Below are 21404 nucleotides of genomic sequence, written 5' to 3'. Positions count from 1 at the left end.
GTCGATGGATGACGAAGGAAGGATTCCCAATGACGTTGTCAACCCCGGTCGGTGACGCCTTGTGACGGGGTCATGCCGCTGTGGCGGCGGGGCTGGGGGTGACGGCCTCGAAGGTTCGGTGGTCGCGTATCAGGGCCCAGAGCACGTTCAGGCGGCGCCTGGCCAGCGCGAGGACGGCCTGCTTGTGGGACTTTCCCTCGGCGCGTTTGCGCTGGTAGAAGGTCTTGGATTGGGGGCAGTGCACCGCGGCGACCTGGGCGGAGAGGTAGAACATCCGCAGGAGTCGGCGGCTGTAGCGTCTGGGCCTGCGCAAGTTGCCGCTGACCTTGCCCGAGTCGCGGGGGACGGGAGCGAGTCCGGCGACGCCGGCGAGCCGGTCGGGGCTGCCGAAGGCGGTCATGTCGCCGCCGGTCGCGGCGATGAACTCGGCGCCGAGCATGTCACCGATGCCGGGCATGCTGGTGATCACTTCCGCGTCGGGATGCTCGCGAAACCGGCCCTCGATGAGGGCGTTGAGCTCGGAGATCTCCTCATCGAGGGCCATCACCTCCCTGGCCAGGGTGTGGACCATCTTCGCAGCGGTCTTCTCCCCGGTGACGACGGTGAACTGGGCCTCGGCAGCGGTCACCGCGGTGTCGGCGGCGCTCTTGGCGGTGCTGAGAGTGCGGACGCCGTGGTTCTTGAGCCAGGTGGACAGCCGGGCCCGGCCGATCCTGCGCAGGGCGGCCGGGGTCTGGTAGCCGGTGAGCAGGATGAGCGCGGTCTTGGACCTGCTGTAGTCGAAGGCCCGTTCCAGGGCGGGGAAGTACTCCAGGATCTGGGCCCTCAGCCGGTTGATGGCCCTGGTGCGGTCGGCGGACAGGTCCATGCGGCGGGCGGTCAGGATCTTCAGGTCGACCGCGATCTCGCTGGTCTCCTGCAAGGGCTGGAGGTCGCGGCGCATGCGTGCCTGGTCGGCGATGACGAAGGCGTCCTTGGCGTCGCTCTTGCCGTCGCCCCGGTAGGCGCCGGAGGCGTGGTGGATGGTTCGGCCGGGGATGTAGAACAGCCGCTGCCCGTGGTTGACCAGCAGGGCGATCCACAGCGCGGCCCCGCCGGCGTTGAGATCGACCGCCCAGGTCACCGGGCCACCGTCGGCCAGGTCCAGGACGTCACCGAGCAGTTGCAGCAGCTCGTCCTCGTTGTTCGGTACCCGGCGCGAGAGCACCTTGGTCCCGTCCGTGTCGATCACGGTGCAGTGGTGTTCGGCCTTACCCGCGTCTGTCCCCGCCCACAATTCGGGCACCGGAGCCTCCTTCGTCGTTCTCCTGTGCTGTCCCAGCAGACGACCTCGCTGTCACGTCCATACGAGCGATTCGGTTTCGCGCATCCCAATCAGCAGTCGAGTCGTCGCGGGATGCCGGGCGGCCAATCCTTCCAAGCCACGAACGCGGCACCCGCATGACAGCCACACCCGGCATCCCTGGGTGTCCCGATCTTACGAATGACCGCGATCAACCCACGAAGAAAGGTATGGAAGCTCATGACTGATGTGTCTCCCGCCGTGCTCGACGGCGTGCTCGCCCGCACCACGCGTCGCCGCACCCGTGTCGGCCTGGTCTCCGGCGGACTCGGCGCGTACTGGCCACAGTTCCCCGGCCTCCTCGACCAACTGCAGGAATCGGCGCGCTTCGTGACCGGGCGGTTCGAGGAGATGGGCTGCGAGGTGGCCGACGCCGGCTTCATCTCCGACCCGCAGGAGGCCGCCAAGGCGGCGGAACAGCTGCGCAGGGCCGACTGCGACATCGTCGTAATGTTCCTGACGACATATCTCACGGCCTCGATGGTCCTGCCGATCGCCCAGCGCACCCACACTCCGGTACTGGTCATCGACCTCCAGCCGACCGAGGCGATGGACCACCCGAACACCGACACGGGCAAGTGGCTGGCGTACTGCGGACAGTGCCCGCTGCCGGAGGTCGCCAATGTGTTCCGGCGAAGCGGCACCCCTTCCGCTCCGTCTCCGGTCATCTGCACGACGAGAACGCCTGGACCCGGATCCGCCGCTGGATCTCGGCCGCGCAGGTGCGCGGCGCGATGCGCCACGGCCGGCACGGGCTGATGGGCCACCTCTACCCCGGGATGCTCGATGTCTCCACCGACATGACGCTCGTCTCCACCCAGTTCGGCGGACACGTCGAAGTCCTCGAATTCGACGACCTGCGGGTCCGGGTCGCCGCCGTGACGGACGAGGAGGCCGCCGAACGCGTCGCGCTCGCGCGTACGGTCTTCACCCTCGACGGCTCCGTCGACGCGGACGATCTCGCCTGGGCCGCCCGGGTGTCGGTCGGACTCGACCGGCTCGTCGAGGACTTCGAGCTCGACAGCCTCGCCTACTACCACCGCGGACTCGAGGGCGAGATCCACGAGCGGCTCGGCGCGGGCATGATCCTCGGCGCGTCGTTGCTGACCGCCCGAGGCATCCCAATGGCCGGTGAGTACGAGCTGCGCACCAGCCTCGCCATGCTGATCGCCGACACCATCGGCGCCGGCGGCTCCTTCACCGAGCTCCAGGCCCTCAACTTCCGCGACCGGGTCGTCGAGATGGGCCACGACGGCCCCGCCCACCTCGCGATCAGCGCCAAGGATCCGCTGCTGCGCGGGCTGGGCGTGTACCACGGCAAACGCGGGTGGGGCGTCAGCGTCGAGTTCGACGTCAAACACGGTCCCGTCACCACGTTCGGTATCGGTCAGGAGGCGGACGGAAACTTCGTGTTCATCGCCTCCGAGGGCGAAGTCCTCCCGGGACCCCTGCTGGAGATCGGCAACACCACCTCCCGTGTCGACTTCGGGTTCGACCCCGGCGAGTGGACCGACGCCTGGTCCTCGACCGGCATCGGCCACCACTGGACTCTCTGCACGGGCCACCGTGCCAAGGACCTCAAGGCCGCGGCAGACCTCCTCGGCATTCCGTTCCGCACCGTCACCGGCCCCGACGAGCTCTGAACCGGCCTTCGCAGTCCCGGTCCGTCTCAGTTCCGCCTTCGTCCGCCTCGGCCTGCCTCGGTCCGTATTCGTCAGATCAATCCGTCGTCCCGGAGCCGGAGGCCAGGTCGAGTTCTCGGTCGCCCAACGTGGCAAAGAAGAGCGCCACGTCGGCCTCGGAGACCTCGGCCAGATCCGCCGGGCTCCACCGGGGATTGCGGTCCTTGTCAATGATCTGGGCACGCACGCCCTCCACCAGGTCGGGCCTGGTGAAGGCGGTGCACGAAGTTCGGTACTCCTGATCGAGCACCGCCTCCAGGCTGTCGAGCATGCGAGCCCTGCGCAGGGCGGAGAGTGTCACCTTGAGCGCGGTGGGCGACTTGGCCAGGATCGTCCCGGCGGCCTGTTTGGCGGCGGGGACACCGCTGTTGTCGAGGCGGTCGAGGATCTCCTCGACGGAGTCGGCCCGGTAGCACGAATCGATCCACTCGCGGTGCGCCGCCAGTTCGCCACCCGGCGCGGGCGAGGCGAAGCTCCGTACCGTCTCCTCGATCTCGGCAGCCGTACCGCAGTCGGCGAGGGCCCTGGTGAGCCCGGCAAGGCGCTGCGACGGTACGAAGTGGTCGGCGAGCCCGCACATCAGCGCATCACCCGCGCCTACCGCATCCGCAGTGAGCGCCAGATGGGTGCCGAGCTCACCGGGCGCGGCACCGAGCAGATAGGTCCCGCCCACATCGGGGACGAAGCCGATGCCGGTCTCGGGCATGGCGATGCGCGAGCGTTCGGTGACGATCCGGACATCGCCGTGGGCCGAGACACCGACTCCGCCGCCCATCACGATGCCGTCCATGATCGCGACATACGGCTTGGGGAACCGGGCGATACGGGCGTTGAGCCGGTACTCGTCACGCCAGAAGTCCATCGATGTGCCGACGCCGCGCGGCGTCCTCGTGGATCGAGCGGATGTCACCACCGGCACAGAGGCCGCGCTCGCCCGCCCCGGTGATCAGGACCGCGGTGACGGTGTCGTCGAGCTCGGCTTCGGCGAGTGCTCCGTCGATGCGCATCACCATGGCGTGGTTCAGCGCGTTGAGGGCGTGCGGGCGGTTGAGCGTGATGTGCCGGATGCGTCCTTCGGTGTGCAGCAGGACGGGATCGTCGTGGGTCATGAATGCGCTCCGGTCAGCCCCTGTGCCGTATCGCCCGCCGATCGCGGACGATCTTCCGCTGCCATTCTGCGGGGCGGGTCCCGGGCTCGGGCAGCAGGGGTGCGGAGGCCGCCCGGAACGGCCCTCAGCCCGGTATTTGCCGGGTGTCCGCTGTGGCAGCCTGCCCGAACCGGTTCGACAATTGAGACACACGTACGGGCCATGCCTCCCGGCTGCCCCGCCGGAAGACGTCCGGAGCAGGAATGACCGATTACGACCGGCAACCGAGCACATCCGTCCCGCCCCGCCTGCTGATCGAGAAGACGCACAAGGGCGAGACCGCGACGGCACAGCGGCTTGCCATGAATCGGACGGGCAGTTTCGAGTGGGACATGGATGCCCACTCGCTCGACATCGACGAAGCGGGCCTGCTGGCCTTCGGGCTGGACCCACTGGCCTTCGACTCACGGCCCGAGTCCCTGGTGGAACGGCTCGAACCTTCGGAGCGGACCAAAGTCAATGTGGCGATCGACGAGGCGATCAAGGGTGGGCGCAACTCGTACAGCGTGCACTTCCGGGTACCGCTCGACGACGGCACGGACCAGTGGACCCATGTCCAGGCGCGGATACTGCGCAGCGATGACGGCCGGGCGCACAGGGTCGTCGGGGTGGTACGGGACGCGACGGCGGAGGTCACTCATTCGGCCTTCGTGCTGGACCTGGAAAAACGGCGACAGCGCCAGACCAGCATTGTTGAACGCACGACGAGCGCTTTGTCACACGCGGTGACTGTGGATGATGTGACCGCCGCGCTCACCGGACCGGGCGGGCTGGACCGGCTCGGCGCGGACGGCCTCGCCCTCGGTCTGGTCGAGAACGCCACACTGAACCTCATCGCCCTGAGCGGCGACCCACTGGAGGCGATCGACGAGCTCGGATCCACGGGTCTGGACCGGCGGTACCCCCTGGCCGACACCATTCTCAGCGGCCGCCCCCAGTTCCTGACCTCGGTCCCGGCACTCATCCACCGCTATCCCGTGCTGACTCCCTACGCGGGGCGGCTGGAATTCCGCGCGGCCGCCTATCTGCCGCTCGTCGCCCAGGCGCGTTCACTCGGCACCCTGGCGCTCTTCTACCGCGACAACACGACTTTCAACGCTGATGAGCGCAATCTGTGTCTGGGGCTTGCTGCCATCGTGGCCCAGTCCCTGCAGCGGGCGAAGCTCTTCGACGAGGAGCGCGAATTCGCCACCGGCCTCCAGTCGACCATGCTGCCGCGACGGGTCCAGGAGATCGAGGGTGGCGAGATAGCCGTGCGCTATCACGCGGCCTGGAGCGGACGCCAGGTCGGCGGTGACTGGTACGACGTGATCGCGCTGCCGATGAACCGCTTCGGCATCGTCGTGGGTGACGTGCAGGGACATGACACGCATGCCGCCGCCATCATGGGCCAGTTGCGTATCGCCCTGCGCGCGTACGCCGGTGAGGGGCACCATCCGTCGACGGTGCTGGCCCGGGCCTCGCGCTTCCTCGCCGAGCTGGACACGGAACGCTTCGCGACGTGTACGTACGCCCAGGTCGATCTCGCCTCGGGGACCGTGCGTGTGGTGCGCGCCGGGCACTTCGGACCGCTGATCCGGCATATGGACGGCCGGGTCAGCAGCCCGCAGGTGCGGGGCGGTCTGCCCCTGGGCATTTCGACCGACTTCGAGAACGAGGAGTTTCCGGAGACCCGTCTCGACCTGGTGCCGGGCGAAACCCTTGTCCTGTACACCGATGGACTCGTGGAAGAGCCGGGGGTCGATGTCGATACGGGCGTGCAGGCTCTGATCAACGAGGTCAGCGCGGGGCCTGCGGGCGCTCAGGCGCTGGCCGATCATCTGTCGGACCGGCTGTGGGAGCGTTGGGGTTCGGGGGACGATGTCGCCCTGCTGGTGCTGCGGCGCAGCCCGGACCCCGGGTCGCCTCGGGCTCCGCGGTTGCACCAGTACATCCACCAGGCGGACCCGGAGGGGTTGTCCGACGCCCGCACCATCGTGCGCCAGGCCTTGACCGACTGGGACATGGCCGAATTCGCCGACGACGCCGAGCTGGTGACCGGGGAACTGCTGGTGAATGTACTTCTGCACACGGAAGGTGGCGCGATCCTCACTCTGGAGGTGCTGCCGGAGCCCGTCCGACGGGTCCGGCTGTCGGTTCAGGACCGCTCAAGCGTGTGGCCGAGACGTCGCAGCCCTGGAGAGACGGCGACATCGGGTCGAGGCCTGCTGCTCCTGGATGCCGTCGCCGCGCGTTGGGGCATCGAGCCTCGCGGCGAAGGGAAGGCCGTCTGGTGCGAGATCGGTCCGTCGGCGCCACCCGCCTCCACTCCCCCGCTGCCACCCGCGGAGCAGAAGCAGGAGCAGGTGTGACGAAAGCGGAGAGGGGTGTGTCTTCCCGCGCGCGGGAAGACACACCCCTCGTCCGGTGGTCCTGGCGCAGTCCTGCACCGGGACCACCGGTCTACGTCACTGCTGTGCGGTACGACGCTTACGCACGGACCACATGATGCCGCCACCGGCGAGCAGGACGGCCACAGCCGCTCCACCAATGATCGGAGTGGCGGACGAGGAACCCGTCTCGGCCAGGTCCGGCGAGCTGGGGCTCGGAGAGGCCGCGGGAGGGGCGGACTCCGAAGCTGCCTCGCTGGGCGTGGCGCTCTTGACGGGTGCCTCCGGGGAGGGCGCCTGCGACGGCGTGGCCTCGGACGGCGCGGGCGCCGGGGTGGTGCCTTCGCACACCGGTGCCAGCTTGGTCTCGTCGCGCGAGAACTTGTCGCCGTCTCCGGCCTTGACGACGAGGTGAACCGTCAGTTCCTTGTCGTGCTTGGGCAGCTCAAGCTTCTTGTGGAGCTCCCTACCGAAAGTCTCGGTGGGCAGGAGGTCCTTGCCGTCGACGGTCACGGTCACCTGGTTGGTGACGTTGCCGTTGTAGGCAGTCAGGTCAAGGCTCACCTCGGTACAGGTCACGGCCCAAGTGGGGGTGTGAGCTGCGGCCGGGCCGGCGGAGAGGACCGCGCCGGTCAAGCCGACCACCGTTGCGGCTGCGAGCGTCCCCGCTGCACGCAACGATCTCCTGGGTATGGTCATGAATTGTTCCTCCGCATGAGTTTCATCGCCCGAATGGCGGTGGGGCGCACAGTACTGCCCCCGACAACTACGCGCGCACCCGCCCCACGGAGCATGCGAGGTCACAGCTGACCCCGCATCACCACCGCTTGGGACATGAGGGACAAGCCGGCTGTCACAGAGGGCGGTACATGATGTGCAGTCCGACGAATCCCTGTTTCGGGTGGTTGAACCCCTCGGGCAGGGTTCCCAGGATTTCGAAGCCGAGCGAGCGGTAGAGCCGGACAGCGTAGGTGTTCGTCTCCACCACGGCGTTGAACTGCATGGCGCGAAACCCCGACGAGCGAGCCCATTCCAGCGTGTACACGCACAGGGCCCGGCCCACACCCTGCCCGGAACGCTTGGGGTCGACCATGTAACTGGCACTGGCGATGTGCGCGCCGTTGCCCATGTGGTTGTTGTTCATCTTTGCCGTGCCGAGGATGGTCCCGTCGTCGTCAACTGCGACGACCGTGCGGTTCGGCGACTCGAGGAGCCACCAGGAGCGGGCGTCGTCCTCACCGAGATCGAGCGGGTAGGTGAAGGTCTCACCGGCGGCGACGATTTCGTGAAAGAACGGCCAGATGGCGGGCCAGTCCTCGGCAGTGGCTTTCCTGATCAGCATGCGGGCCAGGATGCCGGTGCCGTTCTCCCTGCGCGAGTTGTTTACCGGCAAGGACGCCGGGATGCGCGCCTGCGCAGACCGATTCGGGCAAGCAGCCCAAGTGCGGCTTCTGGAGCCGATGTGGGCGCAGGTGCAGGATCGGTCGCCGGATCACGGTCCGGATCGGAATCGCGTACAGGAACGAAGGTTGGTGCGGGCTCGGACGCCGGGACGGGACCGAATGCCGGATCGGGGCTGAAGACCTGGACCGGTTCGGAGACCGAGGCAGGTTCGGGCTCAGTGACGGGCACGAGCTCAGATTCCTGCCCCCTCTCGAACCCGGGCCCGAGCTCGATACCGGGGCACCACTCGTCGCCCGGACGCGGAGCCGGCCTGGCCTCCCGGGCGTTGTCCAGCTCCATGATCAGGCCGACCCGCCGCCACAGCATCTCGTCCGGTTCGTCGGCCTGCATCAGGCGCCCCATGGCCTCCCTCGCAGAAGGCGACCCCGTTGGCCCGAAGACCGGTTCGGGCCGGATCCTGGCGAGGTAGGCACGCTCGTACAGATCGTCGACCACCTCTGCCAACTGCACCGGGTCCAGCGTGCCCGCGAGCACGGCCGCGCGGGCCCAGGGGTCCTCCATGAAGCTCAGCAGCCGTTCGATGCGGCGCGAGCGCCAGTTGCGCGCACGGAAGTCGGCGCCTCCCTCCAACCGGCTACGCACCCAGGCCGGGCTCTTCCCCACCAGGAGCTGAGACTGCCTGGCGGCGAACTCCACAAGCTCCTGAGCGAGATAGAGCCAGACCACCGCCCGGTACCGGTTGAGGTAAAAGGTGATCGGCGTGAGGCATCCCGCACGGGCCAGCTTGGTGAAGCGGTCCGGACTGATCCCGAGCAGTCGGGCGCCTTCCGCCGTCCCGACGGTGTGCACCCTCTCCCGCAGCGCCTCCGGAAACCCGTCCTGCGACCGCAGCCGGTCGACCTCCTCCTTGCGGACCCTCGGCCTTCCGCCACCCTGCACCAGCACGCGGACCAGACCCATATGTACGGCGATGGCGAACTCGCCGCGCTTCAGCTGAAGTTCCCGGGCCGCTGTGCCCACAGCCATCGTGCTTGCGGTATCGATACATGCAGCTTCGGCAACAGTCATGGTGCTCCCCCGTGAGACTGAATTACTCTCTGTGAGCACCGTAACCCGGCAGGTCATCGCTCGCCCGGCCTGTGGATAACTCCCACGGCCGGGTCAGGTCCGCTTGTCTCCTTCGCTTTCCGCCTGCCGCGCGGCAACACCGAGATGCTCTCCGACTCTGTTCACGAGCAGCGTCATCTCGTACGCGACCTGACCGACGTCGGCCTCGGCCGCGCTCAGCACGCACAGACAGCTGCCGTCCCCTGCGGCCGTCACAAAGAGCAGTGCCTCATCGAATTCCACCATGGTCTGCCGGGCCTTCCCGGCGCGGAAGTGGCGTCCCGATCCGCGGGCAAGGCTGTGCAGCCCGGACGAGACCGCTGCGAGATGCTCCGCGTCCTCACGCGCCAGGCCCGTACTCGCTCCGGTCACCAGCCCGTCGTTCGACAGCACCAACGCGTGCCGTATGTGCTCGACCCTGCTCGTGAGATCGTCAAGGAGCCAGTCGAGTTCCCTGTCCAGCGCCATTTCCCCGCTCCTCCCCGCTCATGCGTTCCCCGTGCCCCACGTTTCGCGTAAGCCTCGCGCACTGGTCACGTACGGGCAAGCACTCCTCGGTCATGTGGCTGGGTCCTGGCCCCTCGGCGCGCAACAGATGTGCGCCGGGAGGGTCAGCTCACCGAGTCGAGGAGCCGGGCGGTGTGCATCCGGCCGGCGTATTCGACCATGCGGATCAGGACTTCCTTGCCGGAGTCCCGGTCGCGCGCATCGCACAGCACGACGGGCGTGCCGAGGTCGAGATCAAGGGCACGGGACACTTCGCGCTCGCCGTAGGCGCGGGCGCCCGCGAAGCAGTTGACCGCCACGACGAAGGGGATGCCGCGGTGCTCGAAGTAGTCGACGGCCGGGAAACAGTCCTCCAGGCGCCGGGTGTCGGCGAGAACGACGGCCCCGAGCGCCCCTTGGGAGAGCTCGTCCCACAGGAACCAGAAACGGTCCTGTCCCGGTGTGCCGAACAGATAGAGCGAGAGACCGGACCGGATGGTGATGCGTCCGAAATCCATGGCGACGGTCGTCGTGGTCTTCCGATCGACCCCATCGGTGTCGTCGACCGACTGTCCGGCCTCGCTGAGGACCTCCTCCGTCCGCAACGGCCGGATCTCACTGACCGCGCCGACCAGCGTCGTCTTCCCGACCCCGAAGCCTCCGGCGACCAATATCTTCAGTGCAAGGGCGTCGGTCTCCGCGGTCTCCCTTGCCGGCTCCCCGTGAGTGTTGTCAGCGTGCTCGGAAGGCATCGATCACTTCTCTCACCAGTGAGTCCCAAGACACTGAATATGCAGGTCAGAGCTGTCTTGAAGGGCTCAGATTCCGTGGACCGTCGGCATGAGTACGGCGACAGCATGACAAACGAGAACCTGCCTCGTGGGACGGGATCGCTTTTTTTGCGATGTGACCGTTCCCGCTCGGCAACCGCCCGGATGAGTCCACAATCCGATGCGTCTGACGGAGTGCGCCTGCCGTTCCCGGTCGCGAGCGCGCACGCCGCTCACAGACGCATGGGCCCGCGGACGGCGGCCGTCCGGCGCCTACACTGGGTGTTTCGGGTGCGAGGAATGGCCCACGCGGACAGGGAGAGCAAGAGTGTCGACAGCTGCCGACGGCGGTTTCGAGGATCCGCCCGCGGAGGTACTGGTGGAGGCGGCTGCCGCCTTCGGCCTGCTGGCGACGCCTGCGCGGCTGCACATCGTGTGGGCCCTCTCCCAGGGCGAGAGCGATGTGACCGGCCTTGCGGACCGGGTGGGCGGCACCCTGCCTTCGGTCAGCCAGCATCTGACGAAGCTGAAACTGGCCGGTCTCGTACGGTCACGCCGCGAAGGCCGTCGGCAGGTGTACCTGGTCGACGACCCCGACGTGGTGACGGTCGTCCGGCTCATGGTCGGCCAGCTCGCCGAACGCTCCGGACACGCGCCCGCGCACCCCGTACGCCTCCGTGAACTCGGTGCCTGAGCGCGGTGCCGCCGCAGGCCCCGGCAGCACCGATCCCGACCAGTCGTCCGCCGTGATCGTGCCGATAGCGGATCCGGCGGTCATCCGGAGCGCCGCCCCTGGCGTCACGCCGCCCGCTTCGCCGGTTGCCGCACCGACCTCCTTGCAGGTTCTCCGCTCGCTGGACAGCGGGCCACGCGGGCTGCTGGAGGGACAGGCGGAGGAACGGCTGGAACGGTTCGGCGAGAACACCTTGCCGGCCTGGCGTCCGTTCTCCTGGCCCCGCCGTTTCATAAGCAGCCTGCGGGATCCGTTCACCTCGGTGCTCCTGTGTCTGGGTCTGGTCTCGGCAGCGGTGGCCTCATGGGGCACGGCTGCCGTGACGCTGGCCCTCGTGGTCGTCAGCTGTCTGTTGCGCTCCGCCGAGGAGCATCGGGCCGACCGTTCGACGGCCGTGCTGCGGGAGCTGGTGGCGACCACCGCGACCGTGCTGCGCCGCACCGGCCCGGATGCCGCGCCACAGGCGCGCGAGATGCCGGTCGGGGAGTTGGTGCCGGGCGATGTGATCAGGCTCGGTCCGGGAGATCTCGTGCCTGCCGATGTACGGCTCCTGCGCGCGAGCGGCCTGACCGTGCATCAGTCGGCCCTCACGGGCGAGTCGGTGCCGGTCGCCAAACGCCCCGTCGATGCTCCGGACGGGCACCGCACCGCCGACGCCGGGTCCGGTGGCGAGGCCGGGTTGTTCGCACGGCCCGAGCTGTGTTTCCAGGGAAGCAGCGTGGCTTCGGGCAGTGGTACGGCAGTGGTGACGGCCACGGGTACGGGCACCCGGTTCGCCGCCGCGTACGACAGTTCGGCGCGCCGCCGGGGCACGAGCGCCTTCGACCGTTCGGTGCAGGGGATTTCCTGGACGCTGATCCGGTTCATGCTGCTCACCCCGCCCCTGGTGCTGATGGCCAACGCGGCACTGCGTGGCCGCGGTCTGGAGACGCTGCCGTTCGCCGTCGCGGTGGCGGTCGGGCTGACGCCGGAGATGCTGCCGGTGATCGTCACGACGGTGCTGGCCAGGGGCGCCTCGCTGCTCGCCCGGGACCGCGGAGTGATCGTCAAACGGCTGCCCGCTCTGCACGATCTCGGTGCGATCGACGTGCTGTGTCTGGACAAGACCGGAACCCTCACCCAGGACCGGCCGGTCGTCGAACGGTCGCTGAACGGGGCGGGCCTGCCCGATCCCGAGGTGCTGCACTGGGCCGCAGTGAACGCACTTTGGACGCTGCAGCTCACTGAACTGCCCGCCCCCGACCCACTGGACGAGGCGGTTCTGTACGCCACCGAGGAGCAGGAAGGGGCGTTGTCCGCGTACGACGGGGTGGCCGCATTGCCGTTCGATCCGGTGCGGCGACTCGCCACCGCGGTCGTCCGCGGCCCCGGCAGGCTCGGCAACCACACCCTCGTCACGAAAGGGGCGGTGGAGGCAGTACTCGACCGGTGCGCCCTGAACGATGCCGAACGGGACCGGCTGAGGGCCCTGGCCACCCGCGAGGCCGCGAACGGTCTGCGGCTGCTCGCGGTGGCCCGGAGCGAACGGCCCGCCCGGCTCGGTACGTACACGCCGGCCGACGAGTGGGGGCTGACCTTCCTCGGGTTCGTCGCTCTGCGGGACGCGCTCACGCCGAGCGCCGCACAAGCGCTGGACGTGCTTGAACAGCGGGGCGTCGCCGTGAAGGTGCTCACCGGCGACGATCCGGGGACCGCCGCCCGCGTCTGCCGGGATCTGGGCCTCGATCCGGGCGATGTCGTTTCCGCGGAACGGATCGACGCGCTGTCGGACTCGGAGCTCGCGGAGGCCGCCGACCGGGCCACCGTCTTCGCCCGCTGCACGCCCGAGCACAAGGCCCGGATCGTCTCCGCATTGCGTACCGTCGGGCACACCACCGGATTCCTCGGCGACGGCGTCAACGATCTGCCCGCGATGCACGCGGCCGATGTCGGCATCTGCCCGAGGAACGCGGTCGACGTGGCGCGGGAGACCGCCGATGTGGTGCTCGCCGAGAAGGACCTCGCAGCCATCGATCACGCGATCACTGCCGGCCGGCACTGCAGCGGGAACATCGCCACGTATCTGCGCATCACTCTCTCGTCGAACCTCGGCAACGTCATCGCGATGCTTGCCGCGGGGCTGATGCTGCCGTTCCTGCCGATGCTTCCGGCACAGGTCCTGGTGCAGAACCTGTGCTTCGACGTGGCGCAGCTCGCCTTCGCGTTCGACCGGCCCGCCCCTGCGGTACTGCGGAGGCCCACGGTGCTGCGTCCGCGCGATTTCCTCCGCTTCATCACCTGCTTCGGTCTGCTGAACGCCACTGCGGACCTGGCGACGTTCGCAGTGCTGGCCTACGCATTGCACGGTTCGGCGACATCGGGCGGGCAGGAGGCGTTCCACTCCGGCTGGTTCACCGAGAACCTGCTCACCCAGGCTCTGGTGATGCTGCTGCTCCGTACGGGCCGCCGCGCAGCCGAGGGCCACAGCGGCGGTCCGCTGCGGGCCGCCGCGTCCGGTCTTGCGGTGGTCGGCCTGCTGCTGCCGATCACTCCGCTGGGTCCGCTGCTGGGCATGAGTACGCTGCCACCGCTCTATTTCCTTTTGCTCGCAACGGTGCTGGCCCTGTACACATGCGGACTGTGGGCGGCCCGTACCTGCTACGAACGGAAGTGGAGATTCGCATGACCCCCTCGCGCATCGACCGCCTGGAGTCCGGCACGAGTACGGGCGTCGGCGGCGGGCAGGAGGTGCGTGCTCGTCGCGCCACGCTCGACGACGTGGCCGCGTTGGTACGGCTGCGGGGACTGATGCTGGCCGATATGGGGATGGAGACGGGCGGTGCCGATGCCCCGTGGCGGGAGGCCTCCGCACAGTGGTTCACCGAGCGGCTGCGTCGGCCCGACACGTTCGCCGCGTTCCTGGTCGACGACCCCGAGCTCGGCACCGTCTCCAGCGCCGTCGGGACATGCGATGCGCATGCCCCCAGCCCGGCGAATCCGAGCGGACTGCACGGGCACGTCTCCAATGTCAGCACCGATCCCCGCCGTCGTCGCCGTGGGCATGCTCGTGTCTGCCTCGACGCACTCCTCGCCTGGTTCCGCGAGGAGGCCCACGTCACGGTGATCAACCTGAACGCCACAGGAGACGGTGCCGCTCTGTACGAGTCCTACGGCTTCGTGGCTCCCCCACACCCGGCACTGCAGCTCCGAACCGTCCCGGCACCGCTCTGAGCGCCGCCTTCCCCCGCCGCGGGAGGGTCAGCCGTACGAGAGGTCCGCGCACGGGTCGTCGTCGCCCGACCGCGCCCCGGCAGCGACGGTGGGCGGCACGGCGGAGGGTGCCGAGGTCTCGGGTGCGAACGATGGGTTCCGGGCGTAGGAACTGCCGAGGATCACCTGGATTCCGGCGGTGTCGGACGCGGTCGTCCGGGCTCCGGCGAAGAGCCGCGCGGTGGTCTCTGCCTCGTTCCGCAGGCCCGGCCCGTACTCGATGACGGTCGAGGCGTAGCCCTGGCTGCTCGCATTGGCCGTGGTGGTGACGGTGAAGCCTCGGGCGCGCAGAAGTTCGGTGGCCCGGGCCGCGAGTCCCCTGACCGTGGTGCCGTTGTAGACGGCGATGCTGATGCCCGTGCCGGAGACCGGGGTGGCGGCCGCGGGCGACGCCGGGCTGCTCGCTGTCTCTCTGCCCTCGGCCGCCCCCTTGCCGCTGGCGTCCTGGCCGTCGACCGTACGGTCGGCCTTCAGCGCTGCCCAGAGCGCGTCGGCGTCCGGTTCGACCATCGCAACGCGCGAGCCCTCGTAACGCCAGGGGACAGTGACGAACTTGGTGTTGTGGAGGTCGATGTTCTTCATCGACATGGCGAACGACAGAAGCCGGTCGGCCGACCCGAGCCCGGGGTCGACGGTCATCGCGTCGGTGGCCGCGTCGGCGAGGGGCAGCAGTGTGGTGGGGTTCAGTCCCCGCGACTTGACCTTCTTGATGAGGGAGGCCACAAATGCCTGCTGGCGCTTGATCCGCCCTATGTCAGAGCCGTCCCCGATGCCGTGCCGGAGCCGGACGTAGTCGAGTGCCCGCTGTCCGGAGACTGTCTGCGGACCCTTCGCGAAGATCCGGGCCCCACGTGTGGGCCGCTTCGGGCTGAGGTCTCGCTGGTAGATGTCCTGGGGCAGACATACCGGAACGCCCCCGACGGCCGATGTCAGTGCGGAGAATCCGGCGAAATCGATCACGACGGTGTGGTCGACGCGCAGGCCGGTGAGTTGCTCGACCGTGTTCTGGGTACAGGCCGGGTTTCCCTCGGCCGTCTCCCCCACCGAGAACGCAGCGTTGAACATCACGTCGCGCTGCGGCGCGGTCCACTCACCACCCGGCATCTTGCAGGCCGGGATGTCGACCAGGGAGTCACGGGGAATGGACACGGCGACCGCGTGTTTCCGGTCTGCGTACACATGGAGAAGGAACGCGGTGTCGGAGCGCCCCACCGTACCCGTGCCGCCGCCCAGTTCGCTGTTGTCGCCCGCGCGCGAGTCCGATCCGATGACCAGGACGTTCTGCCCGTTCGACGAGCCGGGCGGCCGGTCGCCCGAGATCCCGTCCGCGCTGAAGGTGTCGATGCTGCCGTTCAGTTTGAGGTAGCCCCACCCGACGCCCGCAACAAGCAGCACGAGGAACGACAGCCCGAACATGGCCGTTCGCCGCAGCCCACTGCCCCCTCGCCCGCCCGCTGCTGAATTGTGACTTCCTGTCATCGGCCACCCCGTCCGTCCGGCTTCCATGATGGAGGACGTGCTCCACCACCCCATGGTTGTACAGTTGCGCAATAGGGCAAGTATCTCTGTTCGAGTGGATCATCGGACCTGCCACAGCCAGCCTGAAGCACCGTCCGTGGCCCCGGAGCGGAAACAGCGGCCAAGACACCGAAAGGAAGGGCAGCACATATATGTTGCGCAACGGTCTCGAACCCTGGCACCTGTTGATCGTGGCGATCGTGGTCATCGCACTGTTCGGCTCGAAAAAGCTGCCGGACACGGCCCGCGCCCTGGGCAAATCCATGCGGATCCTGAAGAGTGAGGCGAAGGCCATGAAGGAGACCGATGCGAGTCCCGGTACCGACCCACGCACATGAGGTATCGGCTCACCGACGTACGGCACCCCTCCCTGCCGGTCACTTCAGGGATTGCGCAAGCGAGGGAACCACGGGCGAGGCGCCGTCGTTGACCCGTATGACAGCCGAAGAAGCGCTGATCACCGAATCGCTGGACCACTGGATCAATGGAGGATGTTTCATGGGTGTGACCCTGGCCAAGGGCGGCAACGTCTCCTTGTCGAAGGAGGCACCCGGCCTGACCGCAGTGACGGTCGGCCTGGGCTGGGACGTACGGACGACGACGGGCGCGGACCACGACCTGGACGCGAGCGCGCTGCTGTGCTCGGACGCCGGCAAAGTCCTGTCCGACCTGCACTTCGTCTTCTACAACAACCTCACGAGCCCGGACGGTTCGGTTCAGCACACCGGCGACAACCTGACCGGTGAGGGCGAGGGCGACGACGAGTCCATCAATGTGGACCTGTCGGCGGTCCCGGCGGATGTGGCCAAGATCGTGTTCCCGGTCTCCATTCACGACGCACAGAGCCGCGGGCAGAGCTTCGGTCAGGTCCGCAACGCGTTCATCCGCGTGGTGAACCGTGCCAACAACGTCGAGCTGGCCCGATACGACCTCAGTGAGGACGCTTCGACGGAGACCGCCATGGTCTTCGGCGAGCTGTACCGGCACGGTGCGGAGTGGAAGTTCCGCGCGGTCGGCCAGGGTTATGCCTCGGGCCTGGCCGGAATCGCATCCGACTACGGGGTCAATGTCTGATCCCGAAGCACCGTACGGTCGATGAGCGCGGCCCCTCTCCCCTCCCTCCGCCGGGGCGAGGAGAGAGGCCCGCCTGCTCCGCGTGCGGCCCGGCCGCGTCACCGAAGTGCCCTTACAGAGCCCGCAAACCGTTGATCACCTCACGAAGAATGTGTTCATCCGGCAGCTGTGCGGGCGGTACGGGGCGGCTGACGCGTACGTAGCCGGCTTCGAGCAGATCGCCGAGGAGTACGCGTACGACTCCGACCGGAAGGTCGGCATCGGCGGAGAGCTCCGCGACGGACTGGGTCTCCGACCGGCAGAGGGTGAGCAGGGCCCGGTGCTCGGGACCGAGCAGCGATTCCTCGGAGCCGTCCGGTGCGTTGTCGTCGAAGGTGACGAGTGCGATCAGATCGAACTGCACGCCGGTGGGACCCGGTTCGGTCCGGCCACCCGTCACGGCGTAGGGGCGGACCAGCGGACCCGCTTCGGCGTCGTACCACTGGCTGCCCGGACATGTGTGCGGGCCCGGGGTCCGCGGGATGCCTCCCGGGCCCTCCTCGGTCATGGACACGGCCGTCTCCGTCCTTTCAGCCGACAGCCGACGGGGGTGCGGCGAACCGTGGCGGGGTACGCAGATGCTCACCCACCCGTTTGACGAGTCGGGCCATCTCGTAGGCGACCAGTCCGATGTCGGCGAAGGCCGTGCTGAGTACGGCGAGGCAGGATCCATCGCCCGCTGCCGCGACGAACAGAAAGCCCTCGTCCATCTCGACCATGGTCTGGCGTACGTTCCCGGCCCGGAAATGGCGCCCCGCGCCCTTGGCCAGGCTGTGGAATCCGGAGGCCACGGCGGCCAGGTGCTCCGCGTCCTCGCGGCTCAGGGCGCTGGAGGCGCCCACCGCGAGGCCGTCGCCGGAAAGCACGACGGCGTGGCGGACCTCGCCGACCCGTGCCACCAAATCGTCCAGCAGCCAGTCGAGTTCGCCCGAGGTGTGGCGTACCCCGGTACTCTCGTTCGCGATCATGCATGGTCTCCTTCGCTGCGTGGACGGGGGTCAGTGGTGCCCGGACGGGGCGAAGATGTCCCGGGGGCGGTGCCGCCGCCGCGCACCCAGCCGTTGCGGTAAGCGGTCATGCGATCCCGGGCCTGCTCGGGGGTGCGGTCCGGGGTGCGATCCTTGTCGTTCGGGTCGTCGTGTGGCTCGTCGGGACGGGGCTCCTCGCGCAATTGCGGAACGAGGCTGGCCTGCCGCACACGGCGCGGCAGCGTGGCATCGCCGAGCTGCTCTTCCGAGTGGGCCTCGGCCTTGTGCTCGTCCGTTCCGCCCGGACGTCCGCGCAGCGAGGTGACCCCGGCAGCGGGCTGCGTGCGGGACTCGAGCACGGGCACCGGTACCGGAACGGGGAAGGCGGTGGTCCGCGGTCGCACCGCGCGGGGGCCGGCTCCGGGTCCGAAGTGCGGACGGTCCCGGTCGTCCTGCCGCTCGACCGAGGTGTTCTCCGGCACAGCCGGCGCCTCGGCCGCCGGAAGTGCGGTCTGCAGCAGAGGCGTTGGCAGCAGAACCACCGCGGTCGTCCCGCCGTACGCAGAGGTGCGCAGCTGAACCTTGATGTGGTGGCGTACGGAGAGCCGGCTGACGACGAAGAGGCCGAGCCGGTCGCTGTCGAAGAGGTCGAGTGCTTCCGCCTGTTCGATGCGCCGGTTTGCTTCGCCGAGGAGTTCATTGCCCATGCCCAGGCCGCGGTCCTCGATCTCCAGGGCGTAGCCGTTGCCCACGGGCTCGCCGCTGATGCGCACCTTGGTGTGGGGCGGTGAGAACTGTGCGGCGTTCTCGATGAGCTCGGCCAGCAGGTGGGTGAGGTCGGCGACGGCTGTGCCCTTCACCGCGGCGTCGGGCAGTTGCCGTACCTCCACGCGGGCGTAGTCCTCGATCTCGGAGACGGCGGCGCGTACGACGTTGGTCAGCGGTACGGGCATCCGCCAGGCCCGTCCCGGCGCCGCCCCGGAGAGGATGATCAGGCTCTCGGCGTGCCGGCGCATCCGGGTGGTGAGGTGGTCGAGCCGGAAGAGATCGCTCAGCTCGTCGGGGTCGTCGGCCCGGCGTTCCATGCTGTCCAGGAGGTTGAGCTGACGGTGGACCAGCACCTGGCTGCGCCGGGCGAGGTTGACGAAGACTCCGGAGATGCCGTCGGCGAGCTCGGCCCGTTCGACGGCGGCGCTGAGGGCCGCCCGGTGCACTGTGCCGAGTGCCTCGCCGACCTGGCCGATCTCGTCGTGGGTGGCCGGGCCCGGCGGGGCCTCGGCCTCGATGTCGAGTTCCTCGCCCGCACGGAGCCGTTGCATGGCGCGGGGCAGTTTGCGGCGGGCGATCTCCAGGGCGCTGTTGCGGAGACTGACGAGTTCGACGACGAGTCCGCGGCCGATGCGCACGGAGATCACCAGTGAGGCGGCGACGGCGACGCAGCCGAAGAGGACCGCGGCTCCGGACGGGCTGAACAGTCCTCGGGCAAGCGGGTTCGCCCGGTCGGCGGCGCGTTGGCCGGCGGTGGTGTCGATGGTGCGCAGCTCGCTCCGTACGCGGCCCGCTGCTCGTTCCCAGTCGGCGGCGGGCACTGCCTGCGCGGCATCGCGACCGGCGGGCGCGGCAAGCACCTTGTCCTCGGCGGCGTGGATCCGGCGGTAGGCGTCCCCGGCGGTGAACCTCTGCCAGGCGGCCCGCTCGGTGGCGGGCAGATCTGCGCCCGCGGTCTCCGTGAAGTTCCTTCGGGAATCCACCGCTCCGATGAACCGGCGCAGTTGGCCGCCCTTGAGTGTTCCGGTGCGAGCGGCCGTGACCAGCAGGGCGGTCTCGCGGGCCAGCATCTCGTCGGCCCGGGAGAGTTCGAGCAGGACGCGGGCGTCCGAGCCGAGCGCTTCGTCCTGGATTCCGGTGAGAGCGCCGCAGACGCCGAAGGCCGCAGAGACAGCCGCGGTGTACTGGTCGTACACGGCGTTCTCACCGCCCGCATCGCTCCTGTCGGCGCGCAGCCGGTGGGTAAGACCCAGAAACCGGTCGAGCCGGTCGGCGACGGTGGGCGGGAGGTCGCCGGTGTCGGCGATGGTGTGGCCGCTGTCGAGGCGCAGGGCGGCGAGTGCGGTGTCGGTACGCTCGGTCTGGCGCTCCAGTGCGGCTGCCTGGGCGCTGCTGGGGGCCGCGGACTGGAGCATGGCTGCCCGGCGCTCACTCTGGAGTGCCGCGACAGCGGTGGACATGGGGGACCGGACCTCGTCGTCGATCTGCTGCAACTGGCGCAGCCGTGCCACGTCCTGGGCGGTGGTGACGGTGGCGAAACCCCACAGGACGAGCAGCGAGACGACCGGCACCATCAGTAGCGAGATGATCTTCGCGCGAACGGTTCCGGGGCGCAGCGTCCACCGTCCGCGCGGCGCGGATGTGTCGTGTGTCAGCAGCGGCCTCACGTCGTGCTCGGCGCTCTCGTCGGCCGGCGGCCCCGCGTGCGCGCGGCGTCCGCGCGTCGGTGCGGTGGTGCGCCGGGTGGTCGCCGTCGCGCCGGTTTCCGGGGTCGTGCGGGGTGGGCGCATGGCCTCCTCGTTCCGGGTGTGGAGCTGGGTGTGTCGCAGGTACCGGTCGGCCGGGTGTTGGGGCGTCAGGGCGTGGTGGCCGGCGATGCGTCGTGATCACTCACGTCACCACGTCGTGCCCGGAAGACGGGCCCGCGCTCGGTGAATCCGTGTGGTGCGGCTGCGGAGGAGTCCGGTTCGGCGGGTCCTGCGGCGCGTTCGGCGAAGACGTAGGCGGCGCGTTCCCTGGCCGTCGGGGAGAGCGCCACGAACGCCGAGGTAAGGAAGAGGTACGAGCCCAGGCCGACAGCCAGGGGAAAGATGAACTGCATCGTCGTTGCCCCGGAAAGTTCCTTTCCGGAGGGCGCGACGTGCACGGAGACCGCCAGCATTCCGGTGTAGTGCATACTGCTGACCGCCGCCCCCATGACGAGGGAGGCCAGCGCGACGGCTCGGGGTGACTTGATGTTGAGCGCCGCCCACAGCGCCGCCGTGGCGGCCACGACAGCGATGGCGACGGAGAGTGCGACCCGCAGCGGGTCGTAGTGGATCGTGCCGTGCAGACGGAGTGCCGCCATGCCGAGGTAGTGCATGCTGGCGACGCCGAGTCCTGTGGCGAAGCCGCCGAGCAGCAACGCCCTGGTCCGGTCGCGGCTGTAGCCGACGGCAAAGACGCCGCCGCCGACCACCACCATGGCACCGAGCAGGCTGAGCAGAGTGAGCGGCACGTCGTAGCGGATATCGGTGCCGGTCACGCCGAAGCCGAGCATCGCGACGAAGTGCATCGTCCAGATGCCCGAGCCGATGGCGGATGCGGCCGTGATCAGCCAGTTGCGGCGCGAACGGCCGGTTGTGTCGAGTGCCCGTACGGTGCAGCTCAGTCCGAGTGCCGCGCCGATGCATGCCATCGCGTACGACAGCGCAGGTGTCAGCCAGCCGAAGGTGGCGTGGTCCAGGTGTCCCATGGATCGGGGACGC

The 21404-nt window shown here is 68.9% G+C and carries 17 protein-coding genes and 2 pseudogenes; 7 read left to right on the top strand and 12 right to left on the bottom strand.

The window, feature by feature from the left end:
• Positions 1-70: 70 nt before the first annotated feature.
• Positions 71-1285, bottom strand: coding sequence for an IS110 family RNA-guided transposase (locus tag GA0115254_RS19790; RefSeq protein ID WP_093896614.1), 1215 nt, complete (start codon positions 1283-1285; stop codon positions 71-73).
• 237 nt (positions 1286-1522) lie between these two features.
• Between GA0115254_RS19790 and GA0115254_RS19785 the strand changes: the two are divergent.
• Positions 1523-2985, top strand: a pseudogene (locus GA0115254_RS19785) (arabinose isomerase).
• 76 nt (positions 2986-3061) lie between these two features.
• Here GA0115254_RS19785 and GA0115254_RS19780 read toward each other — a convergent pair.
• Positions 3062-4133, bottom strand: a pseudogene (locus tag GA0115254_RS19780) (enoyl-CoA hydratase/isomerase family protein).
• Between the two features lie 242 nt (positions 4134-4375).
• On the opposite strand from GA0115254_RS19780, the gene GA0115254_RS19775 reads away from it, so the two are divergent.
• On the top strand, positions 4376-6523 hold the full coding sequence (locus GA0115254_RS19775; RefSeq protein ID WP_093896613.1) for a SpoIIE family protein phosphatase: 2148 nt from the start codon (positions 4376-4378) through the stop codon (positions 6521-6523).
• 96 nt (positions 6524-6619) lie between these two features.
• Here the strand turns inward: GA0115254_RS19775 and GA0115254_RS19770 are convergent, their stop codons facing one another.
• From GA0115254_RS19770 to GA0115254_RS19750, 5 genes are all read right to left on the bottom strand, one after another.
• Positions 6620-7240 carry an LAETG motif-containing sortase-dependent surface protein gene (locus GA0115254_RS19770; protein ID WP_176740199.1) on the bottom strand — a complete coding sequence of 207 codons (621 nt, stop codon included), beginning with the start codon at positions 7238-7240 and terminating at the stop codon, positions 6620-6622.
• Between the two features lie 154 nt (positions 7241-7394).
• The gene (locus GA0115254_RS19765) at positions 7395-7883 is read right to left on the bottom strand and encodes a GNAT family N-acetyltransferase (protein ID WP_093896611.1); all 489 of its coding nucleotides are present in this window, start codon (positions 7881-7883) and stop codon (positions 7395-7397) included.
• A 41-nt stretch (positions 7884-7924) separates the two neighbouring features.
• Positions 7925-8971 carry a DUF6397 family protein gene (locus GA0115254_RS19760; RefSeq protein WP_370740902.1) on the bottom strand — a complete coding sequence of 349 codons (1047 nt, stop codon included), beginning with the start codon at positions 8969-8971 and terminating at the stop codon, positions 7925-7927.
• Positions 8972-9106: 135 nt separating this feature from the next.
• Positions 9107-9520, bottom strand: coding sequence for a roadblock/LC7 domain-containing protein (locus tag GA0115254_RS19755; protein WP_093896610.1), 414 nt, complete (start codon positions 9518-9520; stop codon positions 9107-9109).
• A gap of 143 nt (positions 9521-9663) precedes the next feature.
• Positions 9664-10290 (bottom strand): GTP-binding protein, encoded by a 627-nt coding sequence (locus GA0115254_RS19750; protein WP_093896609.1) that lies wholly within the window; start codon positions 10288-10290, stop codon positions 9664-9666.
• Between the two features lie 346 nt (positions 10291-10636).
• Between GA0115254_RS19750 and GA0115254_RS19745 the strand changes: the two genes are divergently transcribed.
• From GA0115254_RS19745 to GA0115254_RS19735, 3 genes are read left to right on the top strand one after another with little or no spacing between them, the layout of a single operon-like run.
• Positions 10637-11002 (top strand): ArsR/SmtB family transcription factor, encoded by a 366-nt coding sequence (locus tag GA0115254_RS19745; RefSeq protein ID WP_093896608.1) that lies wholly within the window; start codon positions 10637-10639, stop codon positions 11000-11002.
• The gene (mgtA, locus tag GA0115254_RS19740; protein WP_093896607.1) at positions 10986-13706 is read left to right on the top strand and encodes a magnesium-translocating P-type ATPase; all 2721 of its coding nucleotides are present in this window, start codon (positions 10986-10988) and stop codon (positions 13704-13706) included. The genes GA0115254_RS19745 and mgtA overlap by 17 nt, the downstream gene beginning before the upstream one ends.
• Entirely contained in the window at positions 13703-14251 is a 549-nt protein-coding gene (locus GA0115254_RS19735; protein ID WP_093896606.1) for a GNAT family N-acetyltransferase, read from the top strand. Before mgtA ends, GA0115254_RS19735 begins: the two co-directional genes overlap by 4 nt.
• 27 nt (positions 14252-14278) lie before the next feature.
• Here the strand turns inward: GA0115254_RS19735 and GA0115254_RS19730 are convergent, their stop codons facing one another.
• Positions 14279-15706, bottom strand: coding sequence for an LCP family protein (locus GA0115254_RS19730; protein ID WP_093896605.1), 1428 nt, complete (start codon positions 15704-15706; stop codon positions 14279-14281).
• Positions 15707-15960: 254 nt separating this feature from the next.
• On the opposite strand from GA0115254_RS19730, the gene tatA reads away from it, so the two are divergent.
• A complete protein-coding gene (gene tatA / locus GA0115254_RS19725) occupies positions 15961-16146 on the top strand; it encodes a Sec-independent protein translocase subunit TatA (RefSeq protein WP_093896604.1) in 186 nt (61 codons plus the stop codon).
• Between the two features lie 160 nt (positions 16147-16306).
• Positions 16307-16882, top strand: a complete 576-nt coding sequence (locus GA0115254_RS19720) for a TerD family protein (protein WP_072487761.1) — start codon at positions 16307-16309, stop codon at positions 16880-16882.
• Between the two features lie 112 nt (positions 16883-16994).
• Here GA0115254_RS19720 and GA0115254_RS19715 read toward each other — a convergent pair whose 3' ends face one another.
• From GA0115254_RS19715 to GA0115254_RS19700, 4 genes are all read right to left on the bottom strand, one after another.
• Positions 16995-17429, bottom strand: coding sequence for a DUF742 domain-containing protein (locus GA0115254_RS19715; RefSeq protein WP_093896625.1), 435 nt, complete (start codon positions 17427-17429; stop codon positions 16995-16997).
• 22 nt (positions 17430-17451) lie between these two features.
• Positions 17452-17889 (bottom strand): roadblock/LC7 domain-containing protein, encoded by a 438-nt coding sequence (locus tag GA0115254_RS19710; protein ID WP_093896603.1) that lies wholly within the window; start codon positions 17887-17889, stop codon positions 17452-17454.
• Positions 17886-20447 carry a sensor histidine kinase gene (locus GA0115254_RS19705; RefSeq protein WP_093896602.1) on the bottom strand — a complete coding sequence of 854 codons (2562 nt, stop codon included), beginning with the start codon at positions 20445-20447 and terminating at the stop codon, positions 17886-17888. Before GA0115254_RS19705 ends, GA0115254_RS19710 begins: the two co-directional genes overlap by 4 nt.
• A gap of 65 nt (positions 20448-20512) precedes the next feature.
• On the bottom strand, positions 20513-21391 hold the full coding sequence (locus tag GA0115254_RS19700) for an MHYT domain-containing protein (RefSeq protein WP_093896601.1): 879 nt from the start codon (positions 21389-21391) through the stop codon (positions 20513-20515).
• Positions 21392-21404: the final 13 nt, after the last annotated feature.

Origin of the sequence: Streptomyces sp. Ncost-T10-10d (assembly GCF_900091955.1) — a bacterium.
Taxonomy (GTDB): Bacteria; Actinomycetota; Actinomycetes; order Streptomycetales; family Streptomycetaceae; genus Streptomyces.
This window is presented reverse-complemented; position numbering and strand designations above follow the sequence as displayed.